Here is a 12,779-nt window from a genome sequence, read left to right as displayed (position 1 = left end):
CCTAGTTAAAATAGAAGGGATGTCGCGCTATGACATCCCAGCATGTTGCCTTATTTAGCTATTTTTTCTTCTTCATGAGCACTTGTTACTCGCTTCTTGGCTATGAATTGGACGATAACAACTAATGCTAGTAATCCGAGTCCAATAGCATCGGTTAATACCCCTGGTATCACTAAGGTTACAGCGGCCATGATGGTGATCACTCTTAATGGCCATACCATCGTAGTCATAAAATATCCTTCTAGACCTGCTCCTAATGCTATGACCCCAATAGCAGCCGTTGTTGCCACCCATGCAATCTCCCAACCATTGGTACCCTGCATCAACAATTCAGGTGAGTAGACAAATATATATGGTACTAATACCCCTGCTGCCGCAAGCTTGAGGGAGATAAATCCGGTTCGATTCGGATTACCACCAGAAATACCCGCTCCCGCAAAAGCCGCCAACGCTACAGGTGGTGTTAAATTCGCTAGTATTCCAAAATAGAATACAAACATGTGGGATACAAATGGCTCAATACCAAATTGTACTAGGGCAGGTGCAGCCATAGATGATGTGATGATATAAGTCGGAATAGATGGCAATCCCATTCCAAGTATAATCGAAGCAATCATCGTAAAGAACAAGGTTAGGATTAACGTATCTTGTCCAAGAATAAGAATAGCGGATGTCATTTTTAAGCCAAACCCAGTCAATGAGGCAACCCCAACAATAATACCGACCATCGCACAAGCCATTGCCACACCAACAGCACTACGAGTTCCATCCTCTAGTGCACCAATAATCCCTTTAATACTTAATCGAGTCTTCTTCCTTATCATTGCAATGACGATCGTTGTAATGATTGCCCATGCTGCTGCATAAATCGGTGTATAACCGCTAAATAGCATATAAATTAATACAATTAATGGGATTAGTAAATGGCCTCTCTCTTTCATGACTTCTATTAAACTAGGAAGCTCCTCACGAGTGAGTCCGCGTAAACCACGCTTTTTTGCACGCAAATGGACTACGGTGATGACACCCATATAGTAAAGTATCCCAGGTAAAATCGCTGCAAGTGCAATATCACTATATTTCATGCCTAATGTTTCTGCCATAATAAAGGCTGTTGCTCCCATTACCGGTGGAAGTACTTGCCCACCAACAGATGCAGCCGCCTCTACCGCACCTGAAAAGTTCTTTGAATAACCCGTCCGTTTCATTAATGGAATGGTAAAAGAACCGGTCGTGACAACGTTTGCTATCGCAGACCCATTTATTGACCCTAAAAATCCACTCGAGATAACCGATACTTTCGCTGGCCCTCCAGCCGTATGACCAGAAATCGCCATGGCAGTATCATTGAATAGCTGACCTAAGCCAGTTCGATTTAGAAATGCCCCAAACAAAACAAACAGAAAAATATAGGTAGCAGATACACCAATCGCTGTACCAAATATTCCTTCCGTCGTCAAATACATATATGTGGTAATATCCTCAATTGAATACCCACGGTGGGCAATCAGTCTAGGAAGATATGGACCAAAATAAGCATACAATAAAAACAACGCACTTAAGACCGTTAACCCAATACCAACTACACGACGACCACCTTCCAGCACGAGAATCACAATTAATAGACTAAATAAGAAGTCACTCGTGTTCGGCAGCCCTGCTCGGTTAACAATCCCCATATAATCAGTAAAGATATATAAAATGGTAGCAACCGCCATGATTGCTAGCAAAAAGTCAATTACTGTTGCACGTTGCCGGGGTGCTTTTTTACGAGAAGGATAAAGTAAAAATACAAGCACTAAAATCACACCGGTATGTAAAGCTCGGTGCTTTAAAGTGACTAATGGTCCAGTAAACGACGTAATCAGATGAAAAAGTGCTAATCCAACCGCAATAAATGTAACAAGACGAACCATCCACGGAATATTAAAATTCCGGAATCTGGATTCGGTATCATATTTTTCTATTAGCTTCTTTTGTTCTTCCGTTGATAATTCTTCGACCGGCCTTACCGCCTCACTCATTTGGCCCATCCCTCCTTAAGAAATAAGTCTTATCCTAATCCAAGAAAAAAGTGTGATTGATTCATAATGAATTTGTATTTGATGATAATCTGGAACGAAATTTTTTAGAGGGTAGCTTGTTGTCCCATCTGCTATGGAATAATAAGAAATAGGGACATAATAAAGAGAATAAAAAGGTATTTCTCGTTTTATACCAGTCACACGGACATATCCATCAGCTAGAAACTCCACTTTCCCATCGGTATCCGGTGTACCAGCCCCATAAGACTGATAGATAGTCTCCGATAACGATAAAGAATGATCATCGTTGATGGTATAGGTTTCCTGCCACGGGGTTAATTCAACCGAATGACGCCACCCTATGGTGAGTGTTCTTCCTTCCCATGGGATAAAGTGATAAGGTTTTCCTTCAAGATTAGTAAGTAAAATTCCAGATTGTACTGGAACCAGGAAGATTCCAGTAACAATCAGTAGAATAATAATGAAATAGATTAATTTTTTCTGCATTCTTATTCCTACTTAAGCTTTGATTTATTCTGTAATCCCTTGCTCGTCAAAATATTTTTTTGCTCCTGGATGTAGTGGAGCTGGTAGGTTCTGTAATGCATTTTGGATATCAATGTCCTTGGCCGCATTATGTGTATCCTTCAGTGTATCTAAATTCTCGTAAATTCCTTTGGTCAGTGCATATGCAACATCATCTGATACATCCTTATGTGTTAGGAGTACATTGTTTACACCAATAGTTGGTGTATCAGCATCTAGATCATATACATCAGCCGTAACAACCGCAGGGAAGAAGGCAGGATATTTCTCTTGCATTTCTAACACTTTATCTTCTGCAATTTCTACAACCACGATATCATTAGTGGTTTGTAGCTCCATTACCCCTGCATTCGGTAAGCCAGAAGAAATAACAACAGCGTCAATGTTTCCATTCTTAATTCCTTCTACACCTTCTGCGAATGATAGATAATCTTCATTTATATCGTCATAACTCATTCCATATGCTTCTAATACACGCTTCGCACTAATTTCCGTCCCGGAAGCAGGTGCACCTACTGCAACACTTTTCCCCGCTAAGTCTTCCACCGTTTTGATCCCTGATTCCACAGTAGCTACTATTTGTAAATAGTTAGGATAAAGTGAAGCGATAGAGCGAATATTTTCTTGTGCACCCTGTTCTTCAAAGCTGTCTATCCCTTCATATCCATCCGCTGCTGCATCCCCCATAGAGAACCCTATTTCTGCGTCCCCCTTATTAAGAGTAGTTATATTTGCCGAACTTGCAGCAGTGGATTGGCTATTTGCATTCGCCCCCATATCCTGATAAATTTTGGCCATTGCACCACCTAATGGATAATATACCCCTGATGACCCACCTGTGAGAACGGTTACAAATTCACCATCAAGTGCATTATCTCCTGTTCCACCAGTACTGTCTCCACAAGCACCTAATACCAATACAAGTGAAAGAAACATACTAAAAAATATTGTCTTCTTCATCATATTCCCTCCATATTTATTAATATTTGAACTACCCACCACTTATCGACCTTATGGTCTGATTGAAGTGGGGGATTCCTAAGAACACCAACCTATTGGTTAGTTATGGATTAGGCTATCCCCGCAGTTCCTGCGGTTAATCGTAATGCTTCGTTACGAAGATTCAAACTTGCGTTAATATCTCTATCGTGACGGGTTTTACAGGTAGGACACTCCCACTCACGCAAAGCAAGATTTTTAACGTCTTTATACTTATGACCACACGTTGAACAAAGCTGACTGGAAGGGAAATTTTTCGCTACGGTCACAACCTGTTTTCCGTACCAATTTGCTTTATATTCCAACATTGTGCGAAATTGTGACCAAGATACCTCGCTGATAGCCTTAGCAAGATTATGATTTTTTAACATGTTTTTGACAGACAAATATTCAATACCAATGATGTCGTGGTTTTTGACAATTTCGGTAGAGATTTTATCTAACATATCCTTTCTAGCATTTGCTATCTTTTCGTGAAGTCGTGCCACTTTTACTTTTTGTTTGTTCCAATTGGAAGAACTAATTTGTCGTCTTGAAAGAATACGCTGTGCTTTTGCTAATTTTTCTTCTAATGTTCGGAAGAATTTTGGATTTGCATACGTCGTTCCATCCGAGAGTGTGGCAAAGTCTTTTAATCCAACATCCATTCCAATTACGGAACCTGTCTTTCCAAGTTGTTCAACTTCTGTTTCGGCTAAAATCGAAACGAAGTATTTTCCCGAAGAGTTACGTCTAATCGTTGCGTTCATAATGCGACCTTCTACTTCACGACTTTTTGCAAAACGAACAAGACCTAATTTCGGTAGTTTCATATGCTTATCCAAAACAGCAATATTCCCATTTACAAATTTTGTTGTATAGGATTGAACCGGATTCTTTTTTGATTTGAAACGTGGTTCGCCGTTTTGTTTTTTGTAATATCGAGTGTAAGAATCGTTTACTATTTCAACTGATTTTTGAAGGGCGATACTATCGACTTCTTTTAAAAACGGATAGTGTTTCTTTAATTCACGAACTGCCTTAATGGATTGGTTTTTATTGAAAAACTCACCTTTCCAATTATTTTCAGTCAGTTGACCGTTCTGCACCATTTCATTGACGATGTACCAATAAGCATCTTTCCCTTTTTGTTTTCCAACAAAATAGTTGTAAACAAAGCGAGAACATCCAATTGTTTTGTTAATCAGTTCCATTTGCTTTTTACTTGGATAGATTCGGAACTTGTAGGCTTTTTTCACAACCATTAATTTTCCACCTCCTTCATTATGTTGGATGGAAACGAATGGATTACTTTATAGAAAAAAGGTTTTACCACTCGTACCTAAGCTATTATTTATCTCATCAACACGCACTCGAACAGTCGGACAAACGAGATGGCAAGTAAGCCATCCCTTGTCCGAAGACGATTCATCCCCCACTTACTCATGGGGCTTTACCCTTCTCATTCCTTGAAGATGGGGGTTTTCTCGCCTATTTCAGATAAAAAACCATCATTAAAATAGAGTCATTGTTGATGTCTCCCTAAGATGGTTTTACCGCTAACAAATAGAAAAGTTTTAATATGCTGTTTATTTATTTCATACTGTTCATAATAATACATTTATTTTCAATTGTAAATAATTTTTAGTTTATATTGTTTGCTGTATGAAAGTTGTTAACAAAAAAAGAACTCCCCCTTTATGGAAGTTCTGAATATATTTTTAATCGCTTATTAAACTACCGAGATATTTATTCCGTTCTCTCTTTCACACCTACTTTTCTAGTAAACCACCACTTAAGCGATATAGGTACTAGAAGTACAATTATTAGTATTCTAGTTATCTGTAGGGCACTTACAACAGCTGGATCTCCACCTACATTATAAGCGGTTAACACCATTTCAAAGAACCCTCCAGGTGCAATTCCGAGCATAGCTGTTGCATAATCTAGCGAAGTAAAGGCAGCAAGTAATATCCCTAATCCAAATGAAATAGTAATAATCGTAACAGAAAGACCAAAATATACAAACGTATATTTACCACCAATTTTCAAATGATCAAATAAAATATTTTTCCCTAAGCTTGCGCCAATTGCTACCTGGCCTGCATTCATGACCATTGATGGCACCGAATTTAAATCAATCGGACTAATATTCATAATGGCCGTAACACCAAGGGCACCAATGATAATTCCAGCTGGTATTTTCTTTCTTAAAAAAATGGCAGCAGCAATGGGGATCAGGAACCATAAATAACTCCATCCACTGCCTAATATCATATCCCTTGTTACACGTTGAAAACTCCCATCACCGGTATTACCAAGGAAATATACCATAAATGGGGGAATAGTAAATAATACCGTAATCAATCGAATCGTCTGAAAAATGACGACTAAAGAAGGATTTGCCTTTAATGATTCGCTGACAATAGCCATTTCCGAAAGCCCACCAGGAATACAGGAGAAAACACTAGTTACCTTATCAACATGAATCCATTTCGTTACTAGTGTACCAAGAATTACACAAGCTATGATTAATATACAGGTAACAACTATGTATGGGAGAAGGTACGGAATTACCGTTAGTAGTGTTTGCTTTGTAAAATATAAGCCAAAGTATACACCTAGAATAATAAAACCTGTATCGCGTATAGAATTTGGAATACATAAAGTCCGTTTTGTAAGACCTTGCCATAGCATCACAAATGTCAAGGATCCTAATACCCATGGAAGTGGCGCGTTTACCAAATAAAACAATGAACCACCTAAAACCGCAACAATAGTAGCCTCAATAAGTGAATAATAATCTTTTGAAGACATGGTATGTACAAACCCCTTTGGATGTAATAGTAAACTCTATCTACTAATTTACCATTTAACCGTACATAGAACTAGATATGCAATTCTCAATTTTCCTCTGTATTAGGTGCTGGTAGAGTTGAGCATGATGCTCCCTTTTCATTATTAGATAGGCCCATTCTCGCATTTGATGCTCCCTTCTCGTTATCAGATACGACCATTCTCGCATTTGATGCTCCCTTCTCATTATTAGATGAGCCCTATTTCGTATTTGATGCTCCCTTCTCATTATTAGATGCGACCATTCTCGCATTTGATGCTCCCTTCTCATTTTCAGATAAGCCCATTCTCGCATTTGATGCTCCTTTCTCATTATTAGATAAGCCCATTCTCGCATTTGATGCTCCCTTCTCATTATTAGATGAGCCCTATTTCGTATTTGATGCTCCCTTCTCATTTTCAGATGAGCCCTATTTCGTATTTGATGCTCCCTTCTCGTTATCAGATGCGACCATTCTCGCATTTGATGCTCCCTTCTCATTATTAGATGAGCCCTATTTCGTATTTGATGCTCCCTTCTCATTTTCAGATAGGCCCTATTTTAAATATGATGCTCCCTTCTCGTTATCAGATGCGCCCATCCCTGAATTAGATACTCCCTTTTCAACACCATATGCGCCCACCCCCCTCAGCAATATATTGCACGCAATATCCCACAAGAAGTGACAGAAAACCCTATTATCCGATATAATAAAAGAAAAATAGTAAATGAGGTATGCATGATGAATTTAAAGGATTTCTTCATCGGGATGTCACAAAATCAATTTTTAAACAATGCCGCAAAAAAATATGGTTTAAAATTAGGTGCTCAGTCCGTTGTAGCCGGTACCAATATTGAAGAAATGATTCAAAGTGTAAAGGAATTAAACCGTCATGGCATCTCCGCAACAATTGATAACTTAGGAGAATTTGTTACAGAAAAAGAAGAAGCATTAAAAGCGAAGGATCAGATTCTGGAAGTGATTGAAGCTATCCGAGTAAATGAAGTGGATGCACATATTTCATTAAAGCCTACTCAGCTTGGACTGGATATTGATTATGAGTTTTGTAAACAAAATCTAGTAGATATTGTATCAAAAGCAAAAGAGTATGATATTTTCATTAACTTTGACATGGAGGACTATGGTCACCTGAAACCTTCCTTTGACCTAATTGATGAGCTTTCTACAGATTTTGATAACATTGGTACAGTTATCCAAGCATACTTTTTTGAGTCCGTTAAAAACATTGAAAAATATAAGGATTATCGCCTACGTATAGTGAAAGGTGCGTACAAAGAGCCTGAAACTATTGCATTCCAAGATAAGAAAGATATTGATCAGAACTTTCTTAAATTAATTGAATATCACTTACTAAGTGGGAAGTTCACATCAATTGCAACACATGATCATCATATTATTAATCATGTAAAGCAATTCGTAAAAGAAAACGACATTCCATTGGACAAGTTTGAATTCCAAATGCTTTACGGTTTCCGCAAAGACATGCAATTGGAATTAGCAAAAGAAGGATACAACTTCTGTACGTATGTTCCATTCGGAGATGATTGGTATGGTTACTACATGCGTCGTCTTGCAGAGCGTCCTCAAAACATGAACTTAATGGTGAAGCAAGTTTTCAACAAGAAAACCAATACAGTACTTGGGGTTGCAGCAGGTGCATTTATTCTTGGCAGATTAAGTAAACGTAAAAAGAAATAAATAGAAAAATCCTTTAGCCACTTTGCTAGAGGATTTTTTAATAGATTAGTAAATGGATTAGTTTATTCCGTCAGTATCCTATCTAGATAGGATACTTACCACTTCCCACCTATCCTATTCTGCATTATTTATGCAATGCCATAGAAAATGGAAAAAGAGAAATCCATACTTCTCCTTGGATAGTACTTTTATGGATCGGTCCCACATTAATACTCCTACTATCTAAGCTTTCACCAGGAGTACGATTATCTCCCACTACAAAATAAGCATCCTTAGGAACCACTACCTCTTCCATGTCATGAGAAGCACCCAACCTATATGGTTCGTTCATTATCTCGCCATTTACAACTATCGAACCGTCCTGAATCATAATGCGATCATTCGGTAAACCAATTACTCGTTTGACCACATCAAATCCATTATGGTCGCGATAAATAATAATATCATGTCGATCCACAGTATAAAAGAGATTACTTGATAATACTACATTTCCATTTTCTAGTGTCGGGTTCATAGAATCACCAGAAATAACAATGAAACCAATAACATACCGAAAAACTAAAAAGGTGATTACTAAGCAAAAAATAAAGCCGATCCACCCTAACCTACTATCCTTACGTTCCGCTTCACTTTCATTCTTCCTATCTTCCATCACGATACTTGTTTCCAATAGCATCACCTACCAATGGTGAGATTCTTATTCCCCTATCAAAGAGGTTCTTGAACATGTTTCATAGCACTGAATTACATATTAATTAGCATCATCAACTTGTAATTCTCCACAATCGATAAGTTGACTAGTATCTTTCTTGCCTAATACAATGTCCATTTCTATTTCTGTCTTTGTTATGAGACAATTTAATTTATCTAGTAATACTTGGTCCGCTTCCATACTAACATCATAATTAGAAATTAATTGATCCGCATAATCTATTAATTCTTGTTTCCGTTTTGTTTTCTCTTCTTCTAGGAATGCTTCATACTGGCTTTCTGCTGATTGAATCGCTTCGTGTATTTCGCTCTTTAGACGAGTTGTCTGCTTTTCTTTTTCCTGAGTAATCGTCCTCTCTATTTCCTCCATTGAAGCGGACTGCTTATCATCAAACCAATTCTTTAACATATAAGCAATATCCTCGTTAGCAAATACTACCTTCACACTACTTACCATAATGATTAGGACGATTCCAATTCCGATTATTGGTAAATATAATTTATTGCCTTTCTTCATATATATACCTCCTTAGAAAAACTCGCATTTGCTCGTCCTTTAGCGAATGTATTCTTTGTTTACGTTGGCTGTAAAAGGTTTCTACCTTCCTATCTGCCAATAGAAAGGGATGTCCCGTCCGTCTGACCCTCTCTGTGGAGTGAGGCCCTATTCTGAGACATCCGTATTGTTAGAAAAACTCGCATTCGCTTGTCTTGTAATAAATGTGTTCGCTTTTTTTATCCTGGCAGGAAAGGATTTTATTCTTTTCTATCTGACTCGAAATTCTTCCTAGTTGATACCATTCACTACATCATCAAGAGCAGCTTTTGCTTGATCTTCCAATTGCTGTGCATGAGCAATTATAATTTGTTCTTGCTCTTCTACTAATCCATCAAGTAATGATGTTACCGATTCTCTTAAGTCCTCAATAGCCCAATCGATTTGATTTTGTAAATTTCTAATGGTAATTTCTTCTTGCGTATCTAATGCTTGAGCAAGCTGTTCTTGGGCCTGCTGTATTGCTTCTTCTAGCTCTTGTACAGCCTGATCCCTAGCAGTATTTATATCTGATGTCATGGTCGCCATCGCTTCTTGTCCAAGTTCACCAGTATAAGCAGTTAAATCATTATTCGCATAATCTAACCCCTCCTGCTGAACACGTTGGATTTCAAAATAACCATCTAGAAATACATTGTAGAACTCTAGCCCAATTCCCGCTAAAATTGCTTGCTCTTCTTCGCTCAACGATTCCAAATGACTTATTTTCGCATTAATGATTTCTGATAAGGACTTACCTGTTTCAAGTTCTCTCGTTAAATCAATATCCATTTGTGCTGTAGCTTTTAATTGTTCATATTCTGCTTGTAATCCTGGGAGCTTGCTTTGACCATATTCTTCTACACTTGCCTCAATATCCTCTACCGTGTTAGAAAACATTCCTTCATACCAGGCACGAAGCTGTGCACCAGCATCCGTATTGGCAAGTGCAATTCCTGACCCTGCAACGATTCCAACCGCAGCTACCCCTACTACTAATTTCTTTTTCAATCCTTTACGTACTTTCATCATTACTCTCCCCTTCTATTCTAAAATAATGGAATGATTGCTTTTCTGATTCCGATCTAATAATTGACTCAAATAATCGACTACTTCTGCTTCAATCTCTAGACTTAATTCATTACTCTTTTTCTTCTCCATCTGTTCATATGGTTCATCTAAAGATATAGTTAGCGCATCGATTGCCGAAAGATAGCTTTCCTTATATTGTTGTACGCGCACCGCCGTCATGTTCGCTGTATCTTCATGCAACTCGGTTAGTTTGTCCTTTATCTGGTTTAGATGCTGTTCTTGTTGATCCTTTAAATGGTCCGTGATGGCAACTTCTCTTTGGAGCATCCTATTTTCTAGGTTATGGATAGCCGTGCTTACGTTCGTTTTGTCAAAAAAGAACGCCCCATATACGGATACTTGAAATGCTGCTATCAACGAGATCATAACAAGGAAGCTGACTAGTATTTTTTTCATTTATCACCCGACCTTTCTATTAAGAAACTACTATTTTTTTGTACTCCTATGACTCAATGTCCCTATATTAACAGAAAAATTTGAATAGTGAATCGTTAAAAAATACCATTTACTAGATAGTCTAATAGCTTTATTTAGACTGCCGAAAAACAGAAGATCATGTTGAACATAGCGTAGCGTAAGAAAAAATTTGTAATGTTTGCATGTAAATCGAAGAAAAGGGAATGTATAATTAGCTTTTCTAATTCGAATGAACTATGCCACTAGCCTAAACTAATAACATGCTACTAGATAACTTGCCCTAACTCCTTTATACTGGTCTACTTCATTATCCTAGAGCTTATGTCCTTTCCTGTTATTTTTTGGAATTTTATCGTTGTTATCTCATGTTTTACAGCGTTTTCGACAAAACTTGTAAAACGAAAATTATCATTTTATAAAAAGCTATTAGTAGAATATGGACTAACCTTGTTCAACCACTCCTACATAAGTAATAGCCCCGCCTAATAGAGTGAGTCCAAATAACTAGGTAAGCGAGACGTTAAACCACTTCTTTTCACCTAAAAAAATAAAAACTTACCCATTTATGTTTAAATCTATTATTTTCTGACCATCCTTTCTACTAGATTCATAATTTACGAAAGGGATTGAGAGAATATGAGAAAAGTTGTCAATACTATTTGGATGACAGGGTTTATGCTGATGTTATTTGCTTTTATATCCGTAACAAATGCACATGCAGAAAGTGCCGAGAATGAACACGTTAAACTATTTGAAGTTCAAGCAGAGTCCATTATGAGAACCGCTCCTAATCATGATGCTGATGTTATCGGAACATTAGTGGAAGGAGATAGACTAAGAACATTCGAAGAGCAGAATGGATGGGTCAAAACTTTCTTCGATGGGGAGCCTGTTTGGGTATATGGAAAGGAACTTCTATTAATCGAAGAAACGATAGAAGTGGAAAATGATGATAGTTTACTAGAAGACAGTGACACGATAACAGAGGAAGAAAGTGAAATAGAACAAAAAGAAACAGAAGAAGTGAAGGAGGAATCTGAAGAAAAAGCAAAAGTTAAGGATGACATGAAAGAGACAGCCGAGGAAGATGATACATCCACACAGATAGAGGATAATTTTAATCACTATACACTTGACCATGTCACGGAAACATTAGATTATTTGCCAATGGGATATATTCAACAAAATCACATGCAGATTTCAGAAGACACCATTACCGTTAGAAAACATCAATTAAATGGCTATAACATTTTGATTGATCCAGGCCACGGTGGCAAGGATTCTGGAGCAGTAAATGATGGCGTACGTGAAAAAGATTTGACCCTATCTACTGCAACAAAGCTAGCCAATCACTTAGAAGCAGAAGGGGCAACGGTAAACTTCACTAGAGCAGACGATACGTTTATTACGCTTGAAAATCGAGCGTATCAAAGTAACACCCATGAAACCGATGTATTCATCAGTCTACATTATGATTACTTTAACAATCCAGAGGTAAATGGTATTAATACGTATTACGCTAACACGAATACAAGTAAGGAGCTTTCTGAAAAAATTCATTCCGCATTAGTTGGAGAACTAGATATGACAGACAGAGGGATTAGGCAAGAGGACTATTATGTTCTAAAACATAATCAAAATCCCGCTGTACTGCTGGAACTTGGTTTTATATCAAACCCAAGTGATTTGGAGAAGGTTCAAACCGACGAATACCAAACAGAGGTTGCCGAAGCAATTACAAACGGTTTAGTAGAATATTTTGATGCTCAGAATGAGTGATCTATATCATTGCACTGGATTAGGCGCACGCTTATAATCTCGTGATATAATAATCATTCACCTAGCCCACTTCGGAAATACATTTTCCTATGAGGGCTAGGTGTATTAATCATCTATAAGGTTCTGGATTCTCCTTAATTT

The 12,779-nt window shown here is 37.7% G+C and carries 12 protein-coding genes; 2 read left to right on the top strand and 10 right to left on the bottom strand.

The annotated features are described in order from the left end of the window. Nucleotides 1-50: 50 nt before the first annotated feature. The 6 genes from MKY78_RS14350 to MKY78_RS14325 all read right to left on the bottom strand — a co-directional run bounded on the left by MKY78_RS14350 (nt 51) and on the right by MKY78_RS14325 (nt 6,733). Nucleotides 51-2,024, bottom strand: coding sequence for a TRAP transporter permease (locus tag MKY78_RS14350; protein WP_339213593.1), 1,974 nt, complete (start codon nt 2,022-2,024; stop codon nt 51-53). Between the two features lie 15 nt (nt 2,025-2,039). Next, entirely contained in the window at nt 2,040-2,531 is a 492-nt protein-coding gene (locus MKY78_RS14345; RefSeq protein WP_186870465.1) for a DUF1850 domain-containing protein, read from the bottom strand. A gap of 24 nt (nt 2,532-2,555) precedes the next feature. Beyond that, the gene (locus MKY78_RS14340; protein WP_186870466.1) at nt 2,556-3,530 is read right to left on the bottom strand and encodes a TAXI family TRAP transporter solute-binding subunit; all 975 of its coding nucleotides are present in this window, start codon (nt 3,528-3,530) and stop codon (nt 2,556-2,558) included. 110 nt (nt 3,531-3,640) lie between these two features. Further along, a complete protein-coding gene (gene tnpB / locus MKY78_RS14335) occupies nt 3,641-4,813 on the bottom strand; it encodes an IS200/IS605 family element RNA-guided endonuclease TnpB (RefSeq protein WP_339213590.1) in 1,173 nt (390 codons plus the stop codon). A gap of 484 nt (nt 4,814-5,297) precedes the next feature. Beyond that, a complete protein-coding gene (locus MKY78_RS14330; protein ID WP_339213588.1) occupies nt 5,298-6,365 on the bottom strand; it encodes an AbrB family transcriptional regulator in 1,068 nt (355 codons plus the stop codon). 239 nt (nt 6,366-6,604) lie between these two features. Next, nucleotides 6,605-6,733, bottom strand: coding sequence for a hypothetical protein (locus MKY78_RS14325; RefSeq protein ID WP_339213586.1), 129 nt, complete (start codon nt 6,731-6,733; stop codon nt 6,605-6,607). 393 nt (nt 6,734-7,126) lie between these two features. Here MKY78_RS14325 and MKY78_RS14320 point away from each other — a divergent pair, with 393 nt between their 5' ends. After that, nucleotides 7,127-8,104, top strand: a complete 978-nt coding sequence (locus tag MKY78_RS14320) for a proline dehydrogenase family protein (RefSeq protein ID WP_339213585.1) — start codon at nt 7,127-7,129, stop codon at nt 8,102-8,104. A 124-nt stretch (nt 8,105-8,228) separates the two neighbouring features. Here MKY78_RS14320 and lepB read toward each other — a convergent pair whose 3' ends face one another. The 4 genes from lepB to MKY78_RS14300 form a co-directional block, all read right to left on the bottom strand. Continuing rightward, nucleotides 8,229-8,774 (bottom strand): signal peptidase I, encoded by a 546-nt coding sequence (gene lepB / locus MKY78_RS14315; RefSeq protein ID WP_339213583.1) that lies wholly within the window; start codon nt 8,772-8,774, stop codon nt 8,229-8,231. A gap of 81 nt (nt 8,775-8,855) precedes the next feature. Continuing rightward, entirely contained in the window at nt 8,856-9,332 is a 477-nt protein-coding gene (locus tag MKY78_RS14310; protein WP_339213581.1) for a hypothetical protein, read from the bottom strand. A gap of 270 nt (nt 9,333-9,602) precedes the next feature. Further along, on the bottom strand, nt 9,603-10,379 hold the full coding sequence (locus MKY78_RS14305; RefSeq protein ID WP_339213579.1) for a hypothetical protein: 777 nt from the start codon (nt 10,377-10,379) through the stop codon (nt 9,603-9,605). A gap of 15 nt (nt 10,380-10,394) precedes the next feature. Continuing rightward, on the bottom strand, nt 10,395-10,838 hold the full coding sequence (locus MKY78_RS14300; RefSeq protein WP_339213577.1) for a hypothetical protein: 444 nt from the start codon (nt 10,836-10,838) through the stop codon (nt 10,395-10,397). A gap of 657 nt (nt 10,839-11,495) precedes the next feature. Here MKY78_RS14300 and MKY78_RS14295 point away from each other — a divergent pair. Then, nucleotides 11,496-12,638 carry an N-acetylmuramoyl-L-alanine amidase gene (locus tag MKY78_RS14295; protein WP_339213575.1) on the top strand — a complete coding sequence of 381 codons (1,143 nt, stop codon included), beginning with the start codon at nt 11,496-11,498 and terminating at the stop codon, nt 12,636-12,638. The last annotated feature ends 141 nt before the right edge of the window (nt 12,639-12,779 follow it).

It is taken from the genome of Ornithinibacillus sp. FSL M8-0202 (genome assembly GCF_037975285.1).
Taxonomy (GTDB): domain Bacteria; phylum Bacillota; class Bacilli; order Bacillales; family Amphibacillaceae; genus Ornithinibacillus; species Ornithinibacillus massiliensis.
This window is presented reverse-complemented; position numbering and strand designations above follow the sequence as displayed.